At 39.1% G+C, this 26,558-nt stretch carries 25 protein-coding genes; 15 read left to right on the top strand and 10 right to left on the bottom strand.

The features are described from left to right. Window positions 1-31: 31 nt before the first annotated feature. The 4 genes from AC056_RS12050 to puuE form a co-directional block, all read right to left on the bottom strand. A complete protein-coding gene (locus AC056_RS12050) occupies window positions 32-1,399 on the bottom strand; it encodes a nucleobase:cation symporter-2 family protein (RefSeq protein WP_039251950.1) in 1,368 nt (455 codons plus the stop codon). Between the two features lie 23 nt (window positions 1,400-1,422). Next, the gene (uraH, locus tag AC056_RS12045; RefSeq protein WP_039251947.1) at window positions 1,423-1,746 is read right to left on the bottom strand and encodes a hydroxyisourate hydrolase; all 324 of its coding nucleotides are present in this window, start codon (window positions 1,744-1,746) and stop codon (window positions 1,423-1,425) included. Next, window positions 1,743-2,246, bottom strand: coding sequence for a 2-oxo-4-hydroxy-4-carboxy-5-ureidoimidazoline decarboxylase (gene uraD, locus AC056_RS12040; RefSeq protein WP_039251971.1), 504 nt, complete (start codon window positions 2,244-2,246; stop codon window positions 1,743-1,745). The genes uraH and uraD overlap by 4 nt, the downstream gene beginning before the upstream one ends. A 99-nt stretch (window positions 2,247-2,345) precedes the next feature. Further along, complete coding sequence (puuE, locus tag AC056_RS12035) at window positions 2,346-3,311, bottom strand: allantoinase PuuE (protein ID WP_039251945.1); 966 nt, start codon at window positions 3,309-3,311, stop codon at window positions 2,346-2,348. Between the two features lie 252 nt (window positions 3,312-3,563). Between puuE and AC056_RS12030 the strand changes: the two genes are divergently transcribed. The 4 genes from AC056_RS12030 to dsbD all read left to right on the top strand — a co-directional run bounded on the left by AC056_RS12030 (window position 3,564) and on the right by dsbD (window position 7,228). Further along, window positions 3,564-3,914 carry an HPF/RaiA family ribosome-associated protein gene (locus tag AC056_RS12030; RefSeq protein WP_004704894.1) on the top strand — a complete coding sequence of 117 codons (351 nt, stop codon included), beginning with the start codon at window positions 3,564-3,566 and terminating at the stop codon, window positions 3,912-3,914. Window positions 3,915-4,072: 158 nt separating this feature from the next. Next, a complete protein-coding gene (locus AC056_RS12025) occupies window positions 4,073-4,618 on the top strand; it encodes an ankyrin repeat domain-containing protein (RefSeq protein WP_004704896.1) in 546 nt (181 codons plus the stop codon). 12 nt (window positions 4,619-4,630) lie between these two features. Then, window positions 4,631-5,398, top strand: coding sequence for a transporter (locus AC056_RS12020; RefSeq protein WP_077163730.1), 768 nt, complete (start codon window positions 4,631-4,633; stop codon window positions 5,396-5,398). 18 nt (window positions 5,399-5,416) lie between these two features. Beyond that, window positions 5,417-7,228: a protein-disulfide reductase DsbD gene (dsbD, locus tag AC056_RS12015; protein WP_077163729.1), complete on the top strand. Its 1,812-nt coding sequence runs from the start codon at window positions 5,417-5,419 to the stop codon at window positions 7,226-7,228. Here the strand turns inward: dsbD and AC056_RS12010 are convergent, their stop codons facing one another. Both AC056_RS12010 and AC056_RS12005 read right to left on the bottom strand, forming a co-directional pair. Beyond that, window positions 7,229-8,422 (bottom strand): sensor domain-containing diguanylate cyclase, encoded by a 1,194-nt coding sequence (locus tag AC056_RS12010; protein ID WP_139344651.1) that lies wholly within the window; start codon window positions 8,420-8,422, stop codon window positions 7,229-7,231. A gap of 176 nt (window positions 8,423-8,598) precedes the next feature. Then, complete coding sequence (locus AC056_RS12005; RefSeq protein WP_077163728.1) at window positions 8,599-9,510, bottom strand: alpha/beta hydrolase; 912 nt, start codon at window positions 9,508-9,510, stop codon at window positions 8,599-8,601. A 149-nt stretch (window positions 9,511-9,659) separates the two neighbouring features. Here AC056_RS12005 and AC056_RS12000 point away from each other — a divergent pair, with 149 nt between their 5' ends. Beyond that, window positions 9,660-10,097, top strand: coding sequence for a DUF2147 domain-containing protein (locus AC056_RS12000; protein WP_004704906.1), 438 nt, complete (start codon window positions 9,660-9,662; stop codon window positions 10,095-10,097). 38 nt (window positions 10,098-10,135) lie between these two features. Here AC056_RS12000 and AC056_RS11995 read toward each other — a convergent pair whose 3' ends face one another. Next, window positions 10,136-10,486, bottom strand: coding sequence for an arsenate reductase (locus tag AC056_RS11995; RefSeq protein ID WP_077163727.1), 351 nt, complete (start codon window positions 10,484-10,486; stop codon window positions 10,136-10,138). Between the two features lie 456 nt (window positions 10,487-10,942). Beyond that, entirely contained in the window at window positions 10,943-11,767 is an 825-nt protein-coding gene (locus AC056_RS11990; protein ID WP_004704909.1) for an exodeoxyribonuclease III, read from the bottom strand. A 38-nt stretch (window positions 11,768-11,805) separates the two neighbouring features. Between AC056_RS11990 and pyrE the strand changes: the two genes are divergently transcribed. Together pyrE and AC056_RS11980 are read left to right on the top strand one after the other, a co-directional pair. Further along, the gene (gene pyrE, locus AC056_RS11985; RefSeq protein ID WP_004704912.1) at window positions 11,806-12,456 is read left to right on the top strand and encodes an orotate phosphoribosyltransferase; all 651 of its coding nucleotides are present in this window, start codon (window positions 11,806-11,808) and stop codon (window positions 12,454-12,456) included. A gap of 270 nt (window positions 12,457-12,726) precedes the next feature. Beyond that, window positions 12,727-14,277 carry a GmrSD restriction endonuclease domain-containing protein gene (locus AC056_RS11980; protein ID WP_077163726.1) on the top strand — a complete coding sequence of 517 codons (1,551 nt, stop codon included), beginning with the start codon at window positions 12,727-12,729 and terminating at the stop codon, window positions 14,275-14,277. Window positions 14,278-14,495: 218 nt separating this feature from the next. Here AC056_RS11980 and AC056_RS11975 read toward each other — a convergent pair whose 3' ends face one another. Together AC056_RS11975 and AC056_RS11970 are read right to left on the bottom strand one after the other, a co-directional pair. Next, on the bottom strand, window positions 14,496-16,688 hold the full coding sequence (locus AC056_RS11975) for a TonB-dependent receptor (protein WP_139344650.1): 2,193 nt from the start codon (window positions 16,686-16,688) through the stop codon (window positions 14,496-14,498). A gap of 226 nt (window positions 16,689-16,914) precedes the next feature. Then, a complete protein-coding gene (locus tag AC056_RS11970; protein ID WP_077163725.1) occupies window positions 16,915-17,127 on the bottom strand; it encodes a DUF1737 domain-containing protein in 213 nt (70 codons plus the stop codon). A 160-nt stretch (window positions 17,128-17,287) separates the two neighbouring features. Between AC056_RS11970 and gshB the strand changes: the two genes are divergently transcribed. The 8 genes from gshB to lpxC all read left to right on the top strand — a co-directional run bounded on the left by gshB (window position 17,288) and on the right by lpxC (window position 26,525). Next, window positions 17,288-18,232 carry a glutathione synthase gene (gene gshB, locus AC056_RS11965; RefSeq protein ID WP_077163724.1) on the top strand — a complete coding sequence of 315 codons (945 nt, stop codon included), beginning with the start codon at window positions 17,288-17,290 and terminating at the stop codon, window positions 18,230-18,232. A gap of 237 nt (window positions 18,233-18,469) precedes the next feature. Continuing rightward, window positions 18,470-19,567, top strand: a complete 1,098-nt coding sequence (gene murG / locus AC056_RS11955) for an undecaprenyldiphospho-muramoylpentapeptide beta-N-acetylglucosaminyltransferase (protein ID WP_077163722.1) — start codon at window positions 18,470-18,472, stop codon at window positions 19,565-19,567. Between the two features lie 11 nt (window positions 19,568-19,578). After that, window positions 19,579-21,027 carry a UDP-N-acetylmuramate--L-alanine ligase gene (gene murC / locus AC056_RS11950; protein ID WP_077163721.1) on the top strand — a complete coding sequence of 483 codons (1,449 nt, stop codon included), beginning with the start codon at window positions 19,579-19,581 and terminating at the stop codon, window positions 21,025-21,027. A 38-nt stretch (window positions 21,028-21,065) separates the two neighbouring features. After that, window positions 21,066-21,992, top strand: a complete 927-nt coding sequence (locus AC056_RS11945) for a D-alanine--D-alanine ligase (RefSeq protein ID WP_077163720.1) — start codon at window positions 21,066-21,068, stop codon at window positions 21,990-21,992. A gap of 2 nt (window positions 21,993-21,994) precedes the next feature. After that, entirely contained in the window at window positions 21,995-22,849 is an 855-nt protein-coding gene (locus AC056_RS11940; protein WP_019458529.1) for a cell division protein FtsQ/DivIB, read from the top strand. 60 nt (window positions 22,850-22,909) lie between these two features. Beyond that, the gene (ftsA, locus tag AC056_RS11935; protein WP_004704928.1) at window positions 22,910-24,172 is read left to right on the top strand and encodes a cell division protein FtsA; all 1,263 of its coding nucleotides are present in this window, start codon (window positions 22,910-22,912) and stop codon (window positions 24,170-24,172) included. Window positions 24,173-24,336: 164 nt separating this feature from the next. Next, on the top strand, window positions 24,337-25,512 hold the full coding sequence (gene ftsZ / locus AC056_RS11930) for a cell division protein FtsZ (protein WP_004704930.1): 1,176 nt from the start codon (window positions 24,337-24,339) through the stop codon (window positions 25,510-25,512). A gap of 110 nt (window positions 25,513-25,622) precedes the next feature. Beyond that, window positions 25,623-26,525, top strand: coding sequence for a UDP-3-O-acyl-N-acetylglucosamine deacetylase (gene lpxC, locus AC056_RS11925; protein ID WP_019458528.1), 903 nt, complete (start codon window positions 25,623-25,625; stop codon window positions 26,523-26,525). The last annotated feature ends 33 nt before the right edge of the window (window positions 26,526-26,558 follow it).

The raw sequence follows: 26,558 nt of genomic DNA, 5'->3' as shown, positions 1-26,558 counted from the left end.
CCACCGAAGTGGGGCGCTAAAAACTAATCTATTAATGTGTATTTCTAGTATTTATGGTTTGGCTCAAATGAGGGGTCGATGAGCTACGAAATGAAGGTAAATGATTAAATAATAAATTCAATAAGATAGCAAAGATACAAGTCGAGCTAATACCTGAATGGAACAAAGTTTGTACCCAAACTGGAAAATGTGCATAAAACTCATGGTTAATAATGGGGATCATTCCTGCCGATAAAGCAGTCGCGACAATAATCAAATTTTTCTGATCGTTATAATTTATTTTTGCTAAAGTGCGAATTCCGCTCGCTGCAACTGACCCAAATAAGACCAGACCTGCACCACCAAGTACAGGCATAGGAATTGCTGCAATTAGACGCCCCATAACAGGCAATAGCCCCAAAATAATCAGAATGACACCACCTGCCGCAACGACAAAACGGCTTTTGATGCCTGTAATGGCAACCAACCCAACATTTTGGGCAAAAGCACTTTGCATGAACGAACCAAAGATAGGTGCAACAGCACTTGAGAACATATCTGCACGAACACCATTGGCGATACGTTTAGAATCGACATCGGTTCCTACAATGTCTCCTACAGCAATAATATCGGCTGTAGTTTCCGTCATAATCACCAAGGTGACGATGAGCATTGATAAAATGGCACTCAGTTCAAAGGTAGGCAAACCAAATGCAAAGAAATGTGGAAATTGCAGCCATGTACCTGAGCTGACCTGACTAAAATCGCCGAAGCCCATGAAGTAGGCTAGTATGGTGCCAGCCACGATCGCTAATAATATAGATAAACGACGAATGCTAGCTTGTGGCAGCATGTTTAAAATAATCACAATGCCTAAGGTGAGTAAAGCCAAAGAAATATTTTCTACGCTTCCCCAGTTGGATGCTTTATCGTTGCCACCCATCATCCAGCGAATCGCAACGGGTAACAGAGATAGCCCAATAATCGTGATGACGCATCCCGTCACAACAGGGGGAAAAAAACGAATGATTTTTGAAAAGTAAGGTGCAAGGCAAAGTCCAACTAGAGAGGCTACAATGACCGCCCCATAAACCGCAGGCAGGCCACCGCCCGTGGTAATAATGGCGACCATGGTTGCCACGCCAGCAAAAGACACCCCCTGAACTAAAGGTAGTTTTGCGCCTAGATATTTGGTTCCTATGGTTTGTATGAGTGTTGCCAATCCACCTACAAATAGGGCTGCTGCAATGAGCATTCCGACTTGTGCCGAGCTTAAACCAGCAGCAGTTCCAATAATAAGCGGCGGAGCCACAATGCCACCATACATGGTCAGCACATGCTGTAAACCGTAAGCAAAACTTTTCGAGATTCCTAAATATTCATGCTCTGGAGAAATCGCATTCTTTTGTCGATCATTCATATTTTTCTCCTATTTTAATTCAGTTAGCTACCACGATAAGTAGAGTAAGCAAACGGGCTAATGAGTAGTGGAATGTGATAGTGCTGCTTGATGTCTTCTATAAAAAATTGAATGCAAACACGCGGGAAAAAAGTTTTGACTTGCTTTGATGAAAAATAAGGCGCAATTTCAAATTCAAGTTGATATGGCCCTTCAGTTAAATCTTTGATACCAAAATCACTTACTCGACCATCTTTATTGGTGGTTGCGGTTGCAATCAGTTCATGAGTTGCTGCATGAAATAACTTCACTTCGACTTCTGCAGCGGGTTTACCTAAATTTGTATCTAAAATATGAGTGCTGATCATGCTTGTATTTCCTGAGATAGACGTAATAGAGCAATTGCTGCGAGTTGCTCATGTACAATGACTTTTTCTATAGCTAAGTTGTTTTGAAGACGTTGATTAAGTTTTTTTAAAATCTCATCGCTACTAAGGCCGGCGGCTTTAATTAAAAAAATGAAGCCAAACTTCTCTTCATAATCGAGATTGCCTTGTAGCAGAGCTTGTTGTGTTTGCTCATCTAAGGAAATGCCAGCTTGCTCTTGAGCTGAAAAATTTTGTTCTTTTGCATTCAGCTGTTTTTTTGCTTGCCGTTCACCAATTTTTGGATGAGTTGCTAAAGCATTTTCAATCTCTTCCCATGACCATGTGTGGCTCAATTGTTCCGCATATCCTAAAAGAACAGACGTTGATGAGTAGGGGCGTTCTGAGATAATTTTTTCGGCCCAAGCTGGAATATGGACGCAGTTATTTAACAGAGTCTTGAGTTGATCGGGTGGGGCTTGGTTAAACTCGGCTAAAAACACTGTCATTCCTAAACTCAATATAGTGATATAGAGTTTTAGCAATAACAGTGCCAAAAGTGGTTAATATTTCGCTAATGAATTTGCAAAATGAATAATCAACTATCGAGTTATGTGATTTTTATACCAATACTCTGCAATATCCTGACGGCGACAGACCCAGACACGATCGTGCATTTCAATATAGTCGAGAAACCTTTGTAAAGCTTTAAAACGACCCGGATGCCCCAAAATACGGCAATGCATTCCAATCGACATCATTTTTGGTGCAGTTTCACCTTCTGCATACAACACATCAAAACTATCTTTTAAATATTGAAAAAACTGTTCAGAGCTATTAAATCCACCCGGTGAGCAGAACTTCATATCGTTACATTCGAGGGTATAAGGAATAATTAAATGCGGACGGGATGAACCTGCCTCATTGGTAAGGGTCGTCCAAAAGGGTAGATCATCGCCATAATAATCTGAGTCGTATTGTATTTGCGGAAACTCTGCGAGTAACTGACGGGTATTAGGACTATCGCGTCCGGTGTACCAGCCTATAATTTTATTTTTAAACAAGTTTTCTAAAACAGATAAAGCTTGTTTCATGTGCTGTTTTTCGACTTCAATGTCAGTGTCTTGATAGTGAAGCCATCGGTAGCCATGAGAAACCACATCATAATCAGCTTCTTTAATCGCTTCGACAATATAAGGGTTGCGCGCCAATGCCATGGCAACGCCAAAAATGGTCATTGGGAGCTTGCGCCGTTGGAACTCACTATGAATGCGCCAAAAACCAGCACGTGAACCATATTCGTACATAGAGTCCATCGACATATGCTTGGCTGGATAGCTTGCAGCACCAATAATCTCTGATAAAAACTGTTCAGAACCCTCATCGCCATGCTCGATATGCTTTTCGCCACCTTCTTCATAATTCAGGACAAATTGCACTGCAACCTTAGCATTGTTGGGCCATTTCACCTCTGGAGGCTGTCCGTGATAACCGATTAAATCACGTGAATAAGGAGACTTCTGAATCTGCTCAATGAGTTCTGCTCCATATAGATAAGATTCGGTCACAATTGCTCTCCTTTTGTTCAATTTTTCATAAAAATTTAAAAAATCAGCTTGCATATTTTTATAGATGGACTGATATTGAAGATATGAAGATCTTCAAAATAAATTAAAAGCAGTACGTTTAAGTCAGGAGATAACAAACCATTACACCATCAAAATGTACAATTGAAGTCAGTTCATGCATGCTTAAAACATGCCAACATAAAAAAGTTTTGCATAGAAAAGATCCACAGTAAGAAAGAGAGGATGGTATTTATGAATATTGAAATCCGCACAGATAAAAACATCCATAATAGTGAACGTTTAATTACTTATGTACGTGCAGAACTTACTCAAGAATTCCAACGTCATAGCGAACGTATTACGCATTTTTCGGTTCATTTTAGTGATGAAAATGGGGACAAAGGTGGTGACAAAGATATCCACTGTATGATTGAAGCCCGTCCTGCTGGTTTAAAACCAGTTGCAGTGCACCATAAAGCAGGAAATATTGATGCTTCAATTCATGGCGCGATTGAAAAACTAAAACGCAGCCTTGAACATACGTTTGAGAAAAAGGAACACCCGAGAGGTGGTCAACCTGAATTCATTGATGATGAAGCTTAAAAATAGCTAAAAAGCCCTTCGGGGCTTTTTTTATGGAATATTAAAAACAAGAATAAAAACTCTTCACAACTTTTGGTTTGCAATGCAATAGCATTGACCTCTAAAATCTTTATCAGAGATTAGGCATAATAGCCCTAATATATTTTTGAGAGATGGTCATGTTAACCACCCAGCAGCAGGCTTTAATTCAAGCCATAGAAGAATTAGAACTTACGCAAGTACAAAAATTACTTGCTGAGGGGCTTGATCCGAATTTCATTGATCCGGAACAAGGGCCACCCGTGTCAATTATCTGTGATGGAATTTTTAAATGGTGGGAAGACGTTTCAGAAGCTTATGAAGCGGGTACTCCTTTATCAAAACAAGAAAAGCAAGATGCATTACAAGTTTATCTCGATATCCTTGATGCCTTAATCCAAGCTAAAGCAAATGTTCATCTTTGGGATGCAGAAGAATTTTATGGCCCACTATGGGATGCGGCAAGTTCGGCATGCGCACCAGCGGTTCAACGTTTACTTGATGAAAAAGTTGACCCAAATACACGTGATGAAGAAGGACTTACCATTTTATCTTCAATCAGCCAGTTGTTCTTTGATTGTGATTTTGATGAAATAGATTGGTCAGAAGCGCTTCAAGAAGAGCGTGAAACATTAGAATTGTTGCGCCATCATGGGGCAAAAATGTCAAAAGAACTAACTACTTGATTGGATAATAGAATGAGAACATTTCAAATTTTAACTTTTGCTCTGACCACTGTTGCCGCAGGAAGTACTTTTGCTGCTGAGTTCTCGTTTGACCGTCCTGGTTCAGGCTTTGGAACAGGCATCACTCCAGTAGGGCAGTTAGCTTGGGAACAAGGCTTACCAAGTGCAACTTATACAGAATCAAATGTTGATGGTGTGAGAGAAAAGACCGTAACCGTCAATGGAGATATGTTATTCCGTACAGGTTTGGCTAAGGACCTAGAATTACAATTAGGTTGGCAAGGTCCGGCTTGGACTCAAACTAAACGCGCAGGTAAAAAGACAGATACCTCTGGTTTAGGTGATGTAAGCATCGGCTTAAAAAAAGCGATTGATTTAAATGATGAAAATTTAACAATGGCTGTATTGGCTCAAGCGCTTATTGCAACAGGTAATGATGAATTTACTGCACATGACGATATTTATAGTTTAAGTTCGGCAGTGGCTTATCAATATAATGATTTGATCAATACAGCAATTACCATGCGTTACGAAGTGCAAAACAGCAACTGGGCTGTGACTGCTATTCCAACCATCAACTATAAAATTGCCGGCAAACTTTCTGGTTATTCTGAGTTTGTATATCGTAAAGCTGAAAGCGAAGACTATCAATATAGCCTAGGCACAGGTTTAGTTTATGCAGTTAATAAGCGTACTCAGCTTGATGCAAGTGTTGGAGTAGATCTAGATGGTCAATATAAAGGCTACCGCGGTGGCTTGGGTATGGCATTCTTATTCTGATAAAACTAACTTGAATAGATGTTAATGAAAAAGCTTTTTTCTCAGGGAATTATTTATTTTCTAGCTGCGGCTACGTTGGTATTTAGTCAGTTTGTTTTTGCAGAAGATAAGCTACTTTCACCAGAACAGGCTTTTTCATTTTCGGTTGAGTCGCCACAATCGCATACTGCGAAATTATCGTGGCAGATTCAGCCGAACTATTATTTGTATCAGCATAAATTTACCGTACAACAGGGTACTCAACCTTTAACTTTGAATTTGCCTAAGGCAGTTTCTCAATATGATGAGAACTATGGGCAAAGTCAGGTTTATTATCATCAAATCAATTTCCAGATTAAAACCAAGCCTTCAGAGCACTACACTGTAACTTGGCAGGGCTGTGCCAAAGACCGTATTTGTTATCCACCCCAAACCATCGAGTTTCAAACCGATGCAGACGGATTGGTTGGTGTGCAAAACCAAGCAGGGACAGCACCGAAACGCTTATTAGATTTGGCAAATACACAAGCATCGTCTCAAGAAACTCTAACTAATCAAACAAGTTCAGAAACTAAAGCAGATGCGACTACTCCACAAATTGCAGAAGACCAGATTTGGTCGGCGAAATTAATTGAACACTCGCTTTGGTATGGTGTTTTATTATTTTTAGGCTTAGGCATGTTGCTCGCATTTACACCATGCTCTTTACCCATGTTGCCGATTTTAACTTCATTAATTATTCGGGAGCATAAAGGCTTAAAAGCGTGGACGATTGCGCTTACCTTTGTATGTAGTATGGCATTGGTTTATGCGGGTCTAGGTTTAATCGCTTCTTCAGCAGGGCTAAATTTCCAACGTTGGCTACAACAGCCTGCTACGCTTATCGCGTTTAGTTTACTGTTTGTAGTTTTTGCATTGAATCTGTTTGGATTGTTTGAGCTTCGTTTACCGCAAACATGGTTAAATCGACTTGATCGTATTCAGTCTATGCAACAAGGCGGTACTTTGGTTGGTGCGGGTGTTATGGGCGTGGTTTCTGCGCTCTTGGTTGGTCCATGTATGACCGCACCTTTGGCTGGAACTTTATTATTTATTTCTCAAACTCAAAACCAATGGCAAGGTGCTTTGCTTTTATTTTGTCTAGGCTTTGGAATGGGAATTCCTTTACTCATCGCGAGTGTTTTAGGTGCAAGATTTTTACCTAAAGCAGGCGACTGGATGCATCAGATTAAAGTGATTTTTGCTTTTCTGATGTTGGGATTAAGTCTTTATTTTATTCGCCCTTTATTGCCAGATTGGGGCATGCAAGTGCTTAGTTTATTGCTAGGGCTGGCTTTTATTGCCTACGCACTTTATCAGTTCTTTTGGAAAAAAGGGCAGTTACAGTGGCTCTATGCACTCCTACTTTTATTGGTTACTCCGTTTGTTGCCTATAACCAGTACCAGCATATTCAAAATCGCAGTTTGCAAAGTTCCGAGCACATGGCTGAATGGCATGTTGCGACAACAGCAGCAGACTTTCAGAAGATTTTAGCAGCAGCCCCTACTGATCGGGCTATTGTGGTTGATGTCTATGCAGACTGGTGTGTGGCTTGCCAGCCTATTGAGCATCGTATTTTAAAAGCACCAGAAGTTCAGTCAGCTCTTACGCAGTACTATCTCATTAAGCTTGATTTGAGTCATTATGATCAGTCACATGAGGCTCTACTCAAGCAGTGGAATATTCTTGGGCCACCGACTTATCTGTTTTTAAATGAGCATCAACAAGAAATTCGTTCTTTGCGTTTAACAGGTGCATTTAGTCAGCAAGAGCTGTTGCAACAGCTTGCAAGTTTATCGAAGGCTAAATAGTTAAATTGACTCTATATGTGGTAATTGGTGAAAAGTGCGCACTTGATTGCGTCCTGAAGCTTTTACCGCATAAAGCGCTTCATCTGCCTGCCGAATGACAAGGTAGGGATCATTTGCAAAAGCGGAACAGCTAATTCCAAAGCTTGCACTTACATGAATCTGGATATTTTGATTGTTGGAAATAGATAACTCTTGTAAGGCAAGTCGGCAACGCTCTGCAATTTTTTCCGCTTGAGTAATATCAGTATGCGGGAGTACTAAAATAAATTCCTCTCCACCAAATCGACCAATAATGTCTTCATTACGTAAGTTCTCAGACAAGCATTGAGCAATTTTAATCAGGACTTGATCGCCCTGATGATGTCCATATACATCATTAATTTTTTTAAAATGATCTATGTCGAGAAGTACTAAAGCATAATCGAATTGTTGTTCGTGAAGTGCTTCCAGATGGGTATTTAAACTACGTCTATTTAATACATTGGTTAATGGGTCGATCTGGCTTAAACGTTGAATATAAGTTTCTCGTTGGCGCCATTGGGTCAGCAATATTTCAAATAAAATAAAACAGGCGACTAAAATCGGCATAATAAAAAACAGCATACTTCCTAACCAAAAAGGATTGGTTTGAGCATGTCGGATTGCCGTGAAGTTAAATAGTGGAGCGTAGGTTATAACGCCATTCATACTTAAATACGTACATACGGCTAAAATAATTGTTGCTGGTATAAAAGCGCTATAAACAATTTTTCTTTCAAATAAAACCAGACCTACACCAATGGTACCGACATAACCGACCATTGTGGCAGGGCTGATGCTACCAATTAAATATCCATCATGGCACAGCATGAGCATAAAGACTTGTACGCTAATGAGAGGAACAATTCTTTGTGCCCACTGTTGGTCTTTGTAGCGATAACACGGAATAATCAGTAATGCTAATAAAAATAAAGTCAATAAATTTAGCCAGAGCTGCGACTCTACTAAAGGCAAGTTTGCCCATTGCCAAATACTGGGCGTTATTAAAATATAGCCTTTCCATAAAATCCAACTGAAATTCATTGCGCAGGCGAGTACAAGCATCAGTGCGCTTTTTTGTAAGGGCGTCCAGTTAATAATATGGTTGTTATGGATGAATTCGAGAACCACCTGTTTTATTTTATTTATAGGATGAGTGATTAAACGAATTTTCATAATAATAAAGGAACTCCTAAATAGAGATGTCTTTTTTAGATCATCCTAAAGTGGGAGAGTTGGAATGATTCATAACCTAAACATATCATGATTTATTCATTAAACCTTAAGATTAAGGTTTTTATAACTAATATGAAGTGAGAAGTATTTCACACTCATCACTTCATTTATTTTAATTAAGTTTTATCAAGTTCATGAGCAAATTCGGCAATATCGGCCATTGCGTGTTTTGCCTCATCGAACCACGCATTAAACATTTGAAAGTTATGCCACATGCCTGTGTAAAGCTTAAAATGGACTTTGACACCTGCTTCTTCAGCTTTTTCTCTAAAGCGTTTTGCATCGTCTAATAAAATTTCTTTTGAACCGACCTGAACTAATGTTGGCGGTAAACCTTCTAAGTTATCAAAAATGGGCGAAACACGTGGGTCATCTGCTGCAATATGGTTACCAATATAATGTTGAATACCAATTTGCAGGGCTTCAAGAGAAAGTAGGGCATCATGTTTTTGGTTAAATCTTAAAGATTCACTGGTTAGGGTTAAATCTAAAAAAGGTGATAATAAAATTAAACCGCTTGGCATGAGTTCAGGTTGTTCTTTTAAGCGTAAGCAAAGTGCCAAAGCTAAATTGGCCCCACATGAGTCACCCGATAAAATAATATCTTTGGGTTGGATACTCTGAACTAATAACGATTGATATACGTCATATAATGCTTCGATCGCTTCAGGATATGGATGCTCGGGAGCAAGCGGATAGTCCACATGAATAATTTGCATTTGAGTACGGGCTGCTAAATCCGTCATGAATGCATGATGTGTTTTGACACTACCCAGAAAAAAAGCGCCGCCGTGAATGTGAAAAATAAGCTGGGTTGCTGAATCCTGAGCTTTAATCTCTTCCCCTTTGACACCCGCAAGTCGGATCGGACGAACAGTTACATTTTTTTGTTTTGGAAATGCTCGGCAAAGTTGTTCAAGCATAGGACGCAGGGCAGTTGGAGGTAAATTCAACTGACTTGGCTTGCGAATTGCTGTTTTAAGAAATGTTTCTGTTAAATAATATTTTAAAACGCTTGGTATATTCATATAGTATCCGCTTATGTTAATAACTTGTTTCCTTATAAATTTTATTTTTCAAGGTTACAAGGTTACACGAAACAGTCACATTCAAAAATTGCAATATCGTTGCGAGTTTTGAATACTGAAGTCTTGAAAGACCCAAGGATATTACAAAAATGAAAAAGATTGCTTTAGCTTTAGGACTTGTTGGTATGGCTGCATTTGCCAATGCGGCTGACCCACTAAACGGAACGGTATGGAAAACGATTGATGACCAAACCAATAAGCCCAAAGCCGTAGTAAAGTTTACGGAACAGAAGGATGGAACCTTAACTGCAACCATTCAAAACATTTTGACACCAGGTGAAGAAAACTCTTGTACAAAATGTGAAGGTCCGTATAAAAACAAACCGCTTAAAGGTGTGACCATTGTACATAATCTAAAAAATGTAGGTGGTACCAGTTATGAAAACGGTACAATTTTAGACCCGAAATCTGGCAAAACTTACAAATTAAAAGGTGAGTTGGCTGAGGGTGGCAAAAAGCTTAAATTGCGTGGTTATATTGGTGTTTCAGCATTGGGCCGCAATCAAACTTGGATTCGTGCGAACTAAAAGTTTAAATAAAAAAACGAGCCACTTGGCTCGTTTTTTTATGCATTTAAGTTTTGATAGGCAGTTTCATCAAAACCGACCAGAAAACCTTTAGAGGTCTGTAGAACTGGTCGTTTAATTAAGCTTGGTTGAGCAATTAAAGCTTCAATAAGATGATCTTCACTGCTTAATGCACGAGTCTGTTCATCCTCAGATAGTTTTCTCCACGAGGTGCCTTTCTTATTGAGAACGGTATCTTGTCCAATTTCTTTTAACCAGATTTTTAGGGTGTCGGCATCAATCCCTTGTTTTTTATAATCGTGAAATTCGTAGCTCAAACCTTTTGCTTGTAAGGCATCAAATGCTTTTTTCATTGAATTACAGTTTTTAATACCATAAATTTTTAACATTTTATCGGACCATGTCAAAAAGAAAGAACACACAGCCTAACCCAAAATGCATTTGAGCACTACTTTATACCGATACTTTTAAAACAAATGAAAAATAATGATTAAAACAATAAAGAATGTCATGTTATTGTCATAAGACAAGGTAATAATGAACTCAATAAGAAGAATCTAGAAAACTAAAAGAACTTAGCGCAAAAAATAAGAGATAGAAAAGAGAAAACCCGCATTTAATCATCCTGATCATGCGGGTCTCATTTCAACGTCCATTGTCACATCCTTGCAAATAAACTTAATCTAAGTTTATTTTATCTTCCTACGGCGTCCTATCCTTTTGCGTCATCCTGACTGCTTCCCTGTGCCGTGGGGCTATAATGCCGTTAAACGTGTGTAAGAAAAATACTCAAAAACGACATGTGTTGTAAGCAAAAACGACAATGTAAGTGAACACTTGTTCACTTACTCTTGAATTTTATAGTCAACAATAACTGGAGCATGGTCACTAAACCATTGATCTTTATAGACCCATGCGTTTGTTGTACGTGTTTTCCAGTCTGGTGAACAAGCTTGATAGTCAATACGCCAACCTACATTTTTCGCACGTGCTTGACCGCGATTTGACCACCATGAGTACAATTCGGCTTCTGTTCTTACCACACGGAAGGTATCGACATAGCCAAGTTCATCATAAATATGGTCAAGCCATGCACGCTCATGTGGTAAACAGCCAGAAGACTTCTGATTACCCGACCAGTTTTTAATATCAATTCGTTTATGAACGATATTGTAATCGCCACAAATAATGATGGACTTATTTTCATCACGCCATTGTTTTAAGATTTTTGCGTATTCACCCAAAAATAAATCTTTACGTGCTTGCGCTTCTTCACCACTTGAGCCTGAAGGTAAGTATAATGATGCAATATGTACGGGATGTGACAAACCTAAATCGAATTCGGCAGAAATGAAGCGGCCTTGACTATCGGCCAATTCAAACCCTAAACCATCTTTAATAGAGACAAAGGGTAAGCGGCTATAAATTGCGGTACCTGCGTAACCTGCACGCTCTGCTGGAAAAAGATGGGTATGCCATCCTTCGGGTCTAAATTTTTCAGTCCATTGTTCATGGGTAATGCGGCTTTCCTGCATACATACGACATCGGCATCGGATTGTTCTAACCATTCAAGTAAGCCTTTCGTTACTGAAGAACGTAAGCCATTTACGTTAATGGAAACGACTCGAAGAATTTTTACATCACTTGGATACTGATCCTTTGGTATCATGCGAAAATTTAACCTCAATTGTGAATTTGGAGCACCTCATGACAACGCCTGTGTCATTTCACCCGCAAGCATTTATCGAACTCGCATTATCACGCGGTGTGCTTAAATTTGGTGAGTTTACTTTAAAATCTGGACGCGTGAGTCCTTATTTTTTTAATGCAGGCCTACTCAACGATGGTGAAGCTTTATCTCTTTTAGCGCAAGGCTATGCCGATAAATTAACACAATGTGAAAATGTTGATGTGATTTTTGGACCAGCATACAAGGGTATCCCATTTGTAGCAGCGACTGCTGTTGCTTTGTCGCAAACACATAATAAGAGTGTGCCATGGGGCTTTAACCGTAAAGAAGCGAAAGATCATGGTGAAGGCGGTGTTTTAGTTGGTGCTGCGGTTGAAGGTAAAAAAGTCTGGATTATTGATGACGTAATTACCGCAGGGACAGCGATTCGTGAAGTCGTAACGATTTTGAAAAACGCTGGCGCAACTATCGCAGGTGTGTTGGTAGCATTAGATCGTCAAGAACGTGGTCAAGGTGAGCTCTCTGCAATTCAAGAAGTGCAAAAAGAATTAGAAATTCCTGTGCACGCACTCATTACCATGAAAGATTTAATGGATTATTTAGAGACGAAAGGCGAAAAAGAAGCGCTAGCAAATATGCAAGCTTATCGCGAGAAATACGGCATCTAAGAGTTAGATGTGGAAAAGGAAGCTGAGGCTTCCTTTTTTATTGAGTATATTTAATTGATTAATTTTAAAATTTAAAAGTATTCAGAAATCAGTTTTAGCATATTAATTTTGGGATGTTTTTACTACAATATTGATATAAATAAAAATTTTAAGAATTTTGGATAAGCTGTTTTATATTGGTTTTAGAGAATCTTCAAATTAATAATAAATATTTTTATATGATAAAAAAACAGTAAAATGGTTTTAATTAAAATACTTTAAGATACCAGTATGTCACAAAAATTATTTTTAGATGCCTTAATCGGGCGAGATGATTTTGAAATTCAAGATCAAAATTTAATGTCTCAAGGCCCTCATAAATCTACATTAGGATATAGTGATTTTGAAATTCCGGGGTTTTTTTTCTCCTCATTAAGAAAACCAGATTTTCAAAGAGAAACAAATGAATGGGATGCTGACAAAGTTAAAGATTTAGTTGCTAGCTTCTTAGATGGTGATTTGATCCCTGCGATTATTCTTTGGAAATATGCTGATAGTTTTACATTTGTAATTGATGGTGCTCATCGATTAAGTGCTATAGCTGCATGGGTTAATGATGATTATGGTGATGGTAAGATTTCTAGAAAGTTTTTTGATAATGCTATTCCTGAAGAACAAATCAAAGTTGCACAAAAAGCAAGAGATTTAATTAATAAAGAAATTGGTTCATTTAGCTCATTTAAAGAAGCTTTATATGATCAAGCTAATGCACCTAAGCATATCCAAAGTAAGCTTAAAAATTTTGGTACTCGAGCTATCCAATTACAATGGGTTGATGGAGATTCGAAAAAAGCTGAAGATAGTTTCTTTAAAATTAATCAAAAGTCTACGCCAATTAGTGATACTGAAATAAATATTCTTAAAACTCGAAGAAAGCCTATTGGTTTATGCGCTAGAGCTATTTTAAGGGGTGGGCAAGGGTATGGTTATTGGGATAAATTTAAAGACCAAGCACAAGAAATTAAAGACCAAGCGCAAGAAATTAATGAACTTATCTTTAATCCTCCACTAATGACTCCAATCAAAACTTTGGACCTTCCTCTTGGTGGTAAAAATCATGCTAGTAATTCTTTAAGCATGATTTTAGATCTATTAACAACATTAGAAATAAATAATATTGATGATGATACTGATGGAACATTAACATTAAATGCTTTGAAAGATATTAAAAAAACGCTTTATAGAGTGAATTCGAACCATCCTTCATCACTTGGGTTGCATCCTGCTATTTATATTTATAGTTCTGTTGGTAACTTTCGAGTAAGTTCGTTTAATTCTATTATTGCTTTCACTAAACATCTAGCGGATAAAAATAAACTGAAAACCTTCACAGAGCATCGAGAGAACTTCGAAAAAATAATTTATTCCTCGGAACATATTATTCAACAAATTGTTCGAAAAGCACGTCAGGCGAATAAAGCCATTCAACCACTTTTAGATTTCTACATACATATTTTAGATTCTTTAGAAAATAATCTTTCGGTTCAAGAAATTTTAGAAAAAGTGCCTGAATCCCCTAATTTTTCTTATGTTATTCAGGATACTATTTTTGATTCCAATCCTGATTTTGAAATAGGTAAGAGCTTTTCTAAGAATGTAAAAAGTGAGGTTTTTTTAAGAAATGCGCTTCAAGGTGTTCCAAAATGTAAAATTTGTAATGGGTTACTTCATCAAAAATCAATTTCTATTGATCACATAAAACGGAAAGAAGATGGTGGAACTGGAAGTATTGATAATGCTCAATTAACTCACCCATACTGTAATACAACTTATAAGAATTAAAAGATAAGAATAGGCACTAATCTTAGTGCCTATTTAAAAAAATCACCTCTCATCTCACACCTTATGCTACAACGTGATGCTTATATTGACCTTGTTCAGTCATCACCAAAGGTGAAAAAGAAGCGCTAGCAAATATGCAAGCTTATCGCGAGAAATATGGTATCTAAAAAGAAAAAGGCATACCTCTAAAATAGGGGATATACCTTTTTAATATTTATTTAAAATTGATAATTCAAACGCAATAACACATTACGTGGTGTGCCTGGCATACTGTCTGAACGCCAGTACTCTTTATTGGTTAGATTATTCACCGCAAGTGTGACATTCCACGGATCTGCACTATAGCCAATCGCCGCATCGACACGGTTAAAGCCTTCCATTTTTACTTGATTATTAATATTTGGATAATAAGAGCCGACATAGGTCACACCCACTTCGGTATACCACTGCTCGGTTGGTAAATAACGAACAAATAAATTACCTGTGTTCTTAGATGTGTTTGCTAAATAGTTGCCTTCACGCTCAGGATTTTGCTTGTCTTCTTTTACTTTTGCATCGGTATAACCATAACCACCGCGGACAAAGACATTATCGAGTACACGGCCAATAAAGCTAAATTCGAGACCACGAGATTGATGCTGACCCGCAGTTGCCCATACATCTGGTTCACTGTCAGGGTTTGGTTTATAGCGAATATTATTTTTACGAATATCAAAGACAGAAAATTGAGTATTTAAACGGTTATCTAACCATTCACTTTTTACTCCAACTTCATATTGCTCGTTATATTGAGGCTCTTTATCCATTTTTGTGACATCGGTGCTGCCAGTAACTTGGTTAACACCCATTTGCCCGCCAAATGGTGCAAAACTCTTAGAGTAAGACGTATAAAAGCTATGTTCTGGAACGGGTTGCCATACCAAACCCACATTTGGGCTAAAGCTACTGTCTTTTACATTACGATGATCATTGTTAAGTTTATTGGTAGTTGAAAAGTCAAAGTAATCGTAACGTAGGCCCATCATGAGTTTGAGTTGGTCATTTAGACCAATTAAATCCTGAACAAATATTCCATAAGTGGTGCCTTCATTGTAGTTATGTTGGCTAATCAAAAGAGGGCCATTACCTCGGCTATATTCACGTTCACCAGTGAGGGGATTAACATAACCATAAATAGCTGAACCGTTTTGAGTCTTATTGGCTAGACGTGGTTCTCGTTGCTCATAGGTCCAGTCTGTACCGACCATAATTTGGTGCTCAAGCGAGCCTGTTTTGAACTTGCCCTTAATATCAAAGGTATTGGTCGTGGTCTTATTGCTAGTTTGTTGCCAGTAGTAAATTTGATTGATATAGCCTTTTTTAGTGGTGCATGCTTTACCTTTTAAATCTTTACCATCTAACCCACAATAAGTTCCAAAGTAAAAGTGGTCAAAGTTCTGTTCTGCTTGGCGGTAGCTTGCTGCCCAGTGGAAGTTCCAGTCAGGTGCATATTCATAATTTACATCGGTGCGAACCACTTGCAAAATATCATCAACATAGTCGCCATCTTGGGCAAATCCTGTTTTGATAGATGTACCTGTAGGTAGATTGTCACGCGTTGGTCCGCGGTCAGGCACTCGACCTAATTTGTCATAGGTATATTGTGTGGTCCAAGTGAGTGTTCCATCATCATTTTTATAGGTAAAGCTTGGAGAGAGCATCTCTATTTTATTTTTAATACCTAAGCGGAAGCTACCTGACTCGCCATATTCTCCAGTCAAACGTACTGCTAAATTGTCATTAAGTACTTGGTTGATGTCAGCCGTTGTTCCATAGTTGTCGTAAGAACCTGCATATGCACCAACTGAACTTTTAGAGTCAAAATTGGCGAATTTACTCACCATATTCACAACCCCGCCACCAGCACTACGGCCATATAAAACAGAGGCGGGGCCTTTTAAAATCTCAATACGTTCAATATTAGCAGTACTGCGACGTACTTGTCCGCTTTCACGTATGCCATCCCGGTAAATATCACCTGTGTCTGCACCAAAACCACGAATGGTAATTCCATCACCACGCATATCGTAACTGGTTGATACGCCTGGTGTACCTTGCAGCATGACGCTTAAGTCATTTGATCCATAAATTTTATATTTTTGAACATCAATGGTATCAATAGTTTGGGGAATATCTTTTTTGTCTAAACCATTACGTGTGACATTGGCTTTGTCGTAGTCGATATAACTTTTGATGGGGTCGAGTTCACTCATCGCTTCAATTTTTATAGTCGGCATGACTGCTGCAACTTTTGATGATGAGTCAGCTAATTCCTCTGCGTAGACACCTTGAATATTCAAGATCATTAAGCTGAGTAAGCTAAGCGGGAATGAGCTTTTAATGTGGGGAGATGATATAGAAATTTTTAACATAAAAACAAAGTCTGTTAACAAAAATAAAAGCATAAATGATAATTATAATCATTTAATTATTTAGAATAAAAGAACTATTGCCTATGAAATTATCGAGGTGTGCTTTTAGTTGTTGATTTTAAAAATATAATTTTTATGTTAAAGGACGGGCATAAGGTAAGTAATTAGTTTTATTTATAAATGAGATTTTGACGAGGTGCTTTTTTTAGTAAAAACACCCTTAGAGTTAAGCATTGTTTTTAAGTACATCTAAAATATCCATTTCTGGATCATAGTTTTCATCAATCGTTTTGCAAATGGCTTGGCCCACAATCACTTGAGTACCATTAAAGGTCATGGTTGGTGCTTCATATAATTCCCAGCCATGATTCAGTGCCTTAGTGACTCTTGCACAAAAAGCAGAGTCATCAGGGCCTGTTAAATAGCGATAAAGTTTCATCTTTAGCCTTTAAAAATAATATTTTATGGTCATAGTTTAACTGAATTTATCTGAATTCAAGATAAAGAAATAACCGATAAGGTTTTACTGAAATTAAGAAAAACCAGTGAAAAATCTCAGTTATACTCATGCTAATTTAAATTTTAAGAAGAGCTTGAGCATGCGTGTACTTGTCGTCATGGATCCGATTGAAACCGTAAATCTGAAAAAGGATTCAACCATGGCAATGTTGTGGGCGGCGAGCCGTCGCGGACATGAATTGGGTTATGCATTACAGCAAGATTTATATATCGATCAAGGTAAAGCTTACGGTCTAATCTCTCCTTTACAAGTATTTGAAGATTACAGCCATTACTATGAGCTTGGCGAAAAGAAAAAAGAATCTATTGCTGCTTATGATGTAGTACTCATGCGTAAAGACCCGCCGTTTGATATGAATTTTGTCTACACGACTTACGTGCTTGAGCAAGCTGAGCGCGAAGGTTCATGGATTATTAATAAGCCTCAATCACTGCGTGATTGCAATGAAAAACTTTTTGCAACGCAGTTTCCAGAGCTACAAGTACCTACACTTGTGACATCACAGCAAAGTTTAATTCGTGAATTTATTAAAGAACATGGCGATGTGATTGTTAAGCCACTTGATGGTATGGGTGGGATGGGAATTTTCCGTTTATACCAAGATGGTGTAAATATTGGTTCTACCTTAGAAATGCTGACAGAATTAGGTACGCGTCCAATTATGGCACAGCGTTATATTCCTGAAATTGTTGAAGGGGATAAGCGTATCTTAATGGTAAACGGTGAACCTATTCCTTATTGTCTAGCCCGTATTCCGCAAAATGGTGAAGTGCGCGGTAACTTGGCGGCAGGTGGTTTAGGTCAAGCACGACCACTTACTGAAAATGATAAGCAGATTGCAGCGAAAATTGGGCCTTTCTTACGTGAAAAAGGTTTGGTATTTGTAGGTTTAGATGTAATTGGTAATTATGTCACTGAAATTAATGTCACCAGTCCAACCTGTATTCGTGAAATCGATGCTCAATTTGGTACATCGATTGCCGATGATCTATTTGACGTATTAGAAGCTGGTCGTCCTGCTTAATCATCTACTTTGGGTGATTTCCTAAGCGAATATTGGGAAATCACCTAAAAATTTATCAATTAATAAAACCACAATATGAAATACGCTTGCGCTTTGTAGGCATATTTTCAAAAAAGCACATCTTTCTGTTATAAACGAGTGAAATTCGCTTTTCGTTAATGAAGCTTTAGGATTAAAATAAACGGCTACAAAAATAGATGACAATTTCCATTGTTTTTTGAGTTGAAGAATTAGACCGTGACAGATTCACAGCAAAGCAAACCTAAACATGTCATGATGATGGCTGCCGGTACTGGTGGACATGTTTTTCCAGCCCTCGCCGTAGCCAAACAACTTCAACAACAAGGTTGTCAGGTTTCATGGTTAGCCACGCCAACAGGTATGGAAAATCGGTTATTAAAAGATCAAAATATTCCAATATATCAAATTGATATTCAAGGTGTGCGCGGAAACGGAGTCATCCGTAAACTCACCGCGCCTTTTAAAATTTTAAAAGCCACTTTAAGCGCTATGCGTTATATGAAACAGCTCAAAGTTGACGCAGTCGCAGGCTTTGGTGGCTATGTTGCAGGACCGGGTGGTCTGGCTGCTCGTTTATTAGGTATTCCTGTTCTCATTCATGAGCAAAATGCAGTTGCTGGTTTTACCAATGCGCAGTTATCACGTGTAGCTAAAGTGGTGTGCGAAGCATTTCCTAATACTTTTCCTGCTGGTGGCAAAGTCGTGACCACAGGAAACCCTGTGCGCCGTGAAATAACAGATATTTTAAGCCCAAAATGGCGCTACGATGAGCGTGAACAAGCGGGTAAGCCGTTAAATATTTTAATTGTAGGCGGTTCTTTAGGTGCCAAAGCACTCAATGAACGTTTACCCCCAGCTTTAAAGCAACTACAGGTTCCACTGAATATTTTTCATCAGTGTGGTCAGCAACAAGTTGAAGCAACACAAGCATTGTACGCAGATGCACCTGCAAATTTAACAGTACATGTTTTGCCATTTATTGAAGACATGGCGAAGGCATATAGCGAAGCAGACCTGATTATTTGCCGTGCTGGTGCTTTAACTGTGACAGAAGTTGCAACCGCTGGTGTTGCAGCAGTTTTTGTACCGTTACCTATCGCGGTAGATGACCACCAAACTGCAAATGCCAAATTTCTGGCCGATGTCGGTGCTGCAAAAATTTGCCAGCAATCGACCATGACACCAGAAGTTTTAAATCAATTGTTTACCACGTTGATGAACCGCCAATTACTTACAGAAATGGCAGTGAAAGCGCGTCAACATGCCCAACCAAATGCAACTCAGCATGTGGTTGATCTTATTCAAAAAATGTAATCGGATTTACTATGTCTCCAACAACAGCTGCAAACCAAGCAAAAAAATTGATTAAAGTGCCTGAAATGCGCCGTATCAAACACATTCATTTTGTGGGTATTGGCGGAGCAGGTATGTGTGGTATTGCTGAGGTGTTAGCTAACCAAGGATATAAAATTTCCGGTTCAGATATTAAAGCTTCTAAAACTACACAACAATTAGAAGAAAATGGCATTAAGGTCTATATCGGACACGAAGCAGAAAATATTAAAAACGCTAATGTGCTTGTGGTTTCAACTGCTATTGATCCGGAAAATCCAGAAATTAAAGCTGCAATTGAACAACGTACTCCGATTGTACGTCGTGCAGAAATGCTCGGTGAACTTATGCGTTACCGTCATGGTATTGCGGTAGCAGGTACACATGGTAAAACCACAACAACGAGTTTGTTAACCACAATGTTGGCTGAAGAAAACCTTGATCCAACTTATGTGATTGGTGGTTTGCTTAACAGTACTGGTGTAAATGCAGCGCTTGGTGAAAGTCGTTTTATTGTTGCAGAAGCTGACGAATCAGATGCCTCATTCCTTTATTTACAGCCAATGGCAGCGATTGTAACCAATATCGATGCTGACCATATGGATACCTATGAAGGTAGCTTTGATAAGTTAAAAGATACTTTTGTGCAGTTCCTACATAATTTACCGTTCTATGGTTTAGCGGTAGTTTGCGGTGATGATGCGAACATTCGTGAGATTTTGCCACGCGTAGGCCGTCCGGTTATTACGTATGGTTTTAATGAAGATAATGACATCCGTGCGATTGATGTAGAGCAAGATGGCATGCGTTCGCATTTTACGGTATTGCGTAAAGGACGTGAGCCACTTCGTTTAACGATCAATCAACCGGGCATGCATAATGTTTTAAATGCTTTGGCTGCAATTGGTGTTGCAACTGATGAGAGTGTTTCAGACGAAGCCATTAGTCGTGCATTAAAAGGCTTTAGTGGTGTTGGGCGTCGCTTCCAAGTGCAAGGTGAATTTGAGCTTGGTGAGGGTAATGTAAAATTAGTCGATGACTATGGACATCATCCTAAAGAAGTAGAAGCAACTATTAAAGCAGCTCGTCAGAGCCATCCAGATCGTCGTTTAGTGATGCTTTTCCAACCTCATCGTTATTCTCGTACACGTGATTGTTTTGACGACTTTATTGAAGTTTTATCTCAAGTCGACCAATTATTATTACTCGAAGTTTACCCTGCTGGTGAAAAACCAATTGTTGGTGCAGACAGCCGTACTTTAGCGCGTAGTATCCGCTTGCGTGGTCAGGTTGAACCGATTTTGATTGATCCCGTTGACGGTAATTTACAAAACATCATGCAAAATGTGTTACAACCAAATGACTTGTTATTAACGCAAGGTGCAGGTAACGTGGGAGCAATTTCAGTAGAACTTGCACAGCACCATTTGTATGTGAAATAAACAAAAAAGTATTGAATTATCGGGTTAAGGATTTAAACGTGTCAAATGCTACAAAATTCGGCAAAGTTGCTGTGTTGTTTGGTGGAAAATCGGCTGAGCGTGCTGTTTCTTTAGATAGTGGTCAGGCAGTTTTGGACGCTTTGTTAAGTTCAGGTGTTCAGGCTGAGGCATTTGATCCGCAAGACCGTAGTGTAACTGAACTTGTAAACTATGATCGCGCATTTATTGTATTGCATGGTCGTGGCGGTGAAGATGGTCAGATCCAAGGTGTGCTTGAGTGGTTGAATATTCCATATACAGGAACTGGTGTACAAGGTTCTGCCATTGGTATGGATAAAGTTAAAACCAAGCAAATCTGGCAAGGTAGTGATTTACCTACAGCACCATATCGAATTATTACCAAAGAAACTGACCTTAATTCAGTCATCGCGGAATTGGGTCTACCAGTCATTATTAAGCCTGTGCATGAAGGTTCAAGCGTAGGCATGAGTAAGGTTGAGAAAGCAGAAGATTTTGCGGCAGCAATTGAAAAAGCAACTCAGCACGATGCAGTGGTCATGGCAGAAAAATGGATCACTGGTCGTGAATTTACGATTTCATTTTTAAATGGTCAGCCTTTACCTGTTATTCGTTTGCAACCACCTGTAGATGTTGCTTTTTATGACTATGAAGCAAAATATCAACGTAATGATGTCGAGTATGGTATCCCTTGTGGTTTAAGTGATGCAGACGAGAAAAAATTACAAGCTTTAAGTTTGCGTGCTTTCCAAGCAGTAGGCGCAGAAGGTTGGGGCCGTATTGATGCAATGCAGGATGAGCAAGGTACTTTCTGGCTTTTAGAAGTGAATACTGTGCCAGGTATGACAAGTCATTCGCTTGTACCTAAGGCTGCTAAAGCAGTTGGTTATAGCTTTGAAGCGTTGTGTGTTGCAATTCTTGAGCAAACATTGGAAGGTAAAGCTTAAATATGGCACAACTTCCGGCTTCCATGCGCCGTAAACGTGCGGCAATTACATCCATTCATGAAAAACCGCCTACGCGTAAGCAAAAGCTTGCCAACGCTGGCGGATGGATGTTGCTGGTTATTGCTTTTTTAGTGCTGGCAGTCGGAATTTACGGGCTATATAAGGTTATTACCGATGCAACTGTTGCAAAACTTGAAGTTGTGGGTTCAACGACTCCAGTTGAATCTCAGCAAGTTATGCAATATGTGCAGCCGATTGTAAAAGATAATTATTTTACGTCTGACTTAGAGCAGATTCGTGATAAAGCATTAGAAATTTCATGGGTAGACCGAGTCGTTGTATCTCGTGCTTGGCCCAATGGTATTCGTGTTCGTATCATGCCTAAACATGCGATTGCCCGTTGGGGAACAGGCCGCTTATTAAGCGATGGTGGCGACGTATTTAGTGAGGCAGAACCGAAACTTCATCCTGAGCTGCCGTTGTTACATGGCCCGGTAAGCCAGTCTAAAATGATGATGCGACGCTATAATGAAATTAATCAGTTATTCCATCCTGTTAATTTGCGTTTAAAAGAGTTATATCTAACGGAACGAATGACTTGGTTTATGCAGTTTGATTCTGGTTTGCGCATTATTGTTGACCAAGACCAAACAATGAATAAATTGCAACGTTTAAGTCACTTGGCACAATCTGACCTAAAACCTGTGTGGACGAAAATCTCAGCCATTGATTTGCGATATCGTAATGGATTATCTATTCAATGGAAGAATGCAACTCCACCTAAAATTGTGAATGGTCAGTTTGTTGTAACGAGTGATGACACAAGCATTGCAGGTGGTACAAAAGCAAAGCCATAATACGTGGCTTTAAAATAGGCAATTTGCCTGGTATTAGACAACAAAGAAATGGTATGAGTGATGAGTGAAGCTGTTCCCTCAGTTGTTGCGATTGACATTGGGACGCATAAAGTTTCAGTTTTGATTGGAAAAATTCATGCACCGGATAACATTCAGGTTATCGGTATGGCAACTGCTCGCAATCGAGGCATGAACAAAGGAAAAATTGTAAGTCTCGATAAAGTCATTGCTGCGATTAAGAACGCCGTTTCTGAAGCGGAAAATATGGCCGAATGTCGCATTCATAGTGCGTGGGTATCTATTCCAAGTACCGAGCTGCAAAGTTTCTATGCTTCTGGACGCACGCCTGTTGCTAACCCCGCACATGTGATTACAACTAATGAAGTTGTACGTGCATTGGAGTTAGCAAAAGCAAGCCATGTGACCTCTGATTATTATTTAGCGAGTGCAGTCCCACTTGGGTTTGAGTTAGGTGACTCTGCTGAATGGGTTCAAAATCCAATTAATATGACGGCTCATAGCATGACTGGCCACTATCAACTCATGATGATGCCAATCGCTACTATGCAGAACCTTGATCGTGCCATGAAAGGTGCGAACATTGGTGTTGAAAAAATGGTAGTTTCTTGCTTGGCAACCGCTGAAGCAAGTTTGCTCAAAGATGAAAAAGAGTATGGTGTTTGTCTCGTTGATATTGGCGCAGGCATTACCAATTTAGCAGTTTATTTAGATGGTCGTTTAGCTTTAGCGCGTACATTACAGCGTGGTGGCGAACATGTGACACGTGATATTGCTGCTGTGTTACAAACAACGACCGACGAAGCTGAACGGATTAAAATTCTGCATGGCTGTGTTGATCTAAGTGCTGTTAAGCCTGACCATATGATTCAGGTACAGGGTATTGATGGTCCTCAAACCATTAGCCGAATTGAGTTGTCAGAAATTATTATTGCTCGTTACGAAGAGATTTTCGGTCAAATTCGTGAAGAACTAGAACAAAGCGGTGCAATCCATGGGCTGTATCATGGTGTTGTATTGACAGGTGATGCTTGCCAGATTGAGGGTATGGTAAGTTTAGCGCGTCGTATGTTGGGAGTGTCTGCTCATTTAGGTAATCCACCGTTACAGGTGTATGCTGATGATCAGCATCAAGCTGCGTTACGTCGATCAATGTATGCGACAGCAGCTGGTTTGCTTATGTTTAGCCAAAGCGAATTACAAGAAGCTGTTGAGGAACCTGAAGAGGGTAGTGACCGTTCGGTATGGGAACGAATGGTGAATGGTTGGAATGCGTTTAATAGCAAACTTAAAGCCATTTTTTAGGATGTATGGATTTATTGGTAGAATTGTTAGGAAGTTGTAAGAGAAAACCACTGTACTTGACAAGGTTTGTATTGCACAGCATTCTTAAAATTAGTTGTTTTTGAAAATCAAGGCAGTATACGGGCTGAAGTGACTGCCATAATGTATTAGGAACCCTAAAGGTCATGGCCTCATTTGAATTTATAGAAGATGAACTAAACGATGGCAACGGTCAAGCCCGTTTCACTGTATTTGGTGTAGGTGGCGGTGGCGGTAATGCCGTTCAGCACATGGTACAGTCTGATATTCAGGGTGTTAAATTCGTTTGTGCTAATACAGATAAACAAGCACTTGACTGTATGAATGCTCCTTTCAAAATTCAGTTAGGTGAGCAAAGTACACGTGGTCTAGGTGCAGGTGCTAACCCAGAAGTGGGTCAAGTTGCAGCAGAAGAAAGTCGTGAAATTATTCGTCAGCACCTTGAAGGGACTGACATGGTGTTTGTAACCGCTGGTATGGGTGGTGGTACAGGTACTGGTGCAGCTCCGGTTGTTGCTGAAGTTGCTAAAGAAATGGGGATTTTGACTGTTGGTGTGGTAACGACTCCATTTAACTTTGAAGGTCGTCGTCGTCAAAAGTCAGCTGAACGCGGTATTGAAGCGTTAGAAGCTCATGTTGATTCATTGATTATTATTCCTAACCAACGCTTGTTAAGCGTGTATGGTGATATTTCAATGAAAGATGCCTATAAAAAGGCAGATGATGTTTTGTTAAACGCTGTACGCAGTATCTTTGATCTTGTTGTTAATCGCGGTCACATTAACCTTGACTTCGCCGATTTGAAAACTGCAATGAGTACTCGCGGTTACGCAATGATGGGTGCTGGTTTGGGTCGTGGTGAAGACCGTGCGCGTCAAGCTGCTGAACAGGCAATCCGTAGTCCATTACTTGATAACGTAAATATTATTAATGCCAAAGGCGTGTTAATTAACATTACGGGTGGTGATGACATCACGTTACGTGAAACAGAAATCATTACTGATGTGGTTAACCAAATTGTTGACCTTGATGAAGGCGAAATCTTCTACGGTACAGTATTTGATCCAGATGCGCGTGATGAATTACGTGTAACTGTGATTGCAACTGGTTTGACTCGTAATGCTGCTGATGCAGAACCGAGAAAGCGTAATACAGTGAGCCATACATCAACTCAATCTGCACAATCTGTAGATGAAGATGATGTTCCTGCAATTAATAAACGCCAAAATGCTGAAACTGATGTAAATAATGCACCAAGTTCATCACCGCGTTCTTCGCCAATGAGTATTCAAGATTACTTGAAAAATCAGCAACGTAAGTAATTCAGTCTTTGATCTACTAAAAGGCAGTGTTTAAACACTGCCTTTTTTTATTTTTGATCAATGACTAAATATGCTAACGTATAGCGGTTTTAAAAAAGAAGTTACAAAGCATGGTGAAACAACGTACTCTCAATCGTGTGGTAAAAGCGAGTGGAATAGGTCTTCATAGCGGTCAAAAAGTGATGATCAATTTCATTCCACATACCGTGGATGGAGGTATTGTATTTCGCCGTATCGATTTGAATCCACCTGTTGATATTCCTGCTAATGCATTGCTTATTCAAGAAGCATTTATGTGTTCGAACCTTGTTACCGGTGATATTAAAGTAGGTACGATTGAGCATGTAATGAGCGCGATTGCGGGTTTAGGAATTGATAATTTAATCGTAGAAGTATCAGCATCCGAAGTGCCAATTATGGATGGTAGTGCTGGACCATTTATTTATTTGTTAATGCAAGGTGGCTTGCGCGAGCAAAATGCCCCTAAAAAATTTATAAGAATATTAAAACCAGTTGAAGCTTTAATTGAAGATAAAAAAGCAATTTTTCGACCACATAATGGTTTTCAGCTCAACTTTACCATTGATTTTGATCATCCTGCTTTTGCAAAAGAATACCAGTCTGCGACAATCGATTTTTCAACCGAAACGTTTGTGTATGAGGTCAGTGAAGCACGAACTTTTGGTTTTATGAAAGACTTAGATTATCTCAAAGCAAATAATTTGGCTTTAGGTGCAAGTCTGGATAATGCCATTGGTGTAGATGATACAGGGGTTGTGAACGAAGAAGGTTTACGATTTGCTGACGAATTTGTTCGACATAAAATTTTAGATGCAGTGGGTGATTTGTATTTACTTGGTCATCAAATTATTGCCAAGTTCGATGGCTATAAATCGGGACATGCTTTAAATAATCAGTTGTTACGCAATGTTCAAAGTGATCCGAGTAATTATGAAATTGTAACATTTAATGACGAGAATGAATGTCCAATTCCATATGTGAGTGTGACATAAGTCATTGTCTTTATTTGTCTATGTTATAATGTA

It is taken from the genome of Acinetobacter genomosp. 33YU (genome assembly GCF_001990725.1).
Lineage (GTDB): Bacteria > Pseudomonadota > Gammaproteobacteria > Pseudomonadales > Moraxellaceae > Acinetobacter > Acinetobacter seifertii.
This window is presented reverse-complemented; position numbering and strand designations above follow the sequence as displayed.

Coding starts and splice junctions, on each gene's coding strand:
- gshB (WP_077163724.1), top strand. CDS start 17,288: ATGCGTGTACTTGTCGTCATGGATCCGATTGAAACCGTAAATCTGAAA.
- ftsA (WP_004704928.1), top strand. CDS start 22,910: ATGAGTGAAGCTGTTCCCTCAGTTGTTGCGATTGACATTGGGACGCAT.
- lpxC (WP_019458528.1), top strand. CDS start 25,623: ATGGTGAAACAACGTACTCTCAATCGTGTGGTAAAAGCGAGTGGAATA.
- AC056_RS12000 (WP_004704906.1), top strand. CDS start 9,660: ATGAAAAAGATTGCTTTAGCTTTAGGACTTGTTGGTATGGCTGCATTT.
- murC (WP_077163721.1), top strand. CDS start 19,579: ATGTCTCCAACAACAGCTGCAAACCAAGCAAAAAAATTGATTAAAGTG.
- AC056_RS11970 (WP_077163725.1), bottom strand. CDS start 17,127: ATGAAACTTTATCGCTATTTAACAGGCCCTGATGACTCTGCTTTTTGT.
- AC056_RS11995 (WP_077163727.1), bottom strand. CDS start 10,486: ATGTTAAAAATTTATGGTATTAAAAACTGTAATTCAATGAAAAAAGCA.
- AC056_RS11980 (WP_077163726.1), top strand. CDS start 12,727: ATGTCACAAAAATTATTTTTAGATGCCTTAATCGGGCGAGATGATTTT.
- AC056_RS12025 (WP_004704896.1), top strand. CDS start 4,073: ATGTTAACCACCCAGCAGCAGGCTTTAATTCAAGCCATAGAAGAATTA.
- ftsZ (WP_004704930.1), top strand. CDS start 24,337: ATGGCCTCATTTGAATTTATAGAAGATGAACTAAACGATGGCAACGGT.
- AC056_RS11975 (WP_139344650.1), bottom strand. CDS start 16,688: ATGTTAAAAATTTCTATATCATCTCCCCACATTAAAAGCTCATTCCCG.
- AC056_RS12010 (WP_139344651.1), bottom strand. CDS start 8,422: ATGAAAATTCGTTTAATCACTCATCCTATAAATAAAATAAAACAGGTG.
- AC056_RS12030 (WP_004704894.1), top strand. CDS start 3,564: ATGAATATTGAAATCCGCACAGATAAAAACATCCATAATAGTGAACGT.
- AC056_RS12005 (WP_077163728.1), bottom strand. CDS start 9,510: ATGAATATACCAAGCGTTTTAAAATATTATTTAACAGAAACATTTCTT.
- AC056_RS11990 (WP_004704909.1), bottom strand. CDS start 11,767: ATGATACCAAAGGATCAGTATCCAAGTGATGTAAAAATTCTTCGAGTC.
- pyrE (WP_004704912.1), top strand. CDS start 11,806: ATGACAACGCCTGTGTCATTTCACCCGCAAGCATTTATCGAACTCGCA.
- AC056_RS11940 (WP_019458529.1), top strand. CDS start 21,995: ATGGCACAACTTCCGGCTTCCATGCGCCGTAAACGTGCGGCAATTACA.
- AC056_RS12020 (WP_077163730.1), top strand. CDS start 4,631: ATGAGAACATTTCAAATTTTAACTTTTGCTCTGACCACTGTTGCCGCA.
- uraH (WP_039251947.1), bottom strand. CDS start 1,746: ATGATCAGCACTCATATTTTAGATACAAATTTAGGTAAACCCGCTGCA.
- AC056_RS12050 (WP_039251950.1), bottom strand. CDS start 1,399: ATGAATGATCGACAAAAGAATGCGATTTCTCCAGAGCATGAATATTTA.
- dsbD (WP_077163729.1), top strand. CDS start 5,417: ATGTTAATGAAAAAGCTTTTTTCTCAGGGAATTATTTATTTTCTAGCT.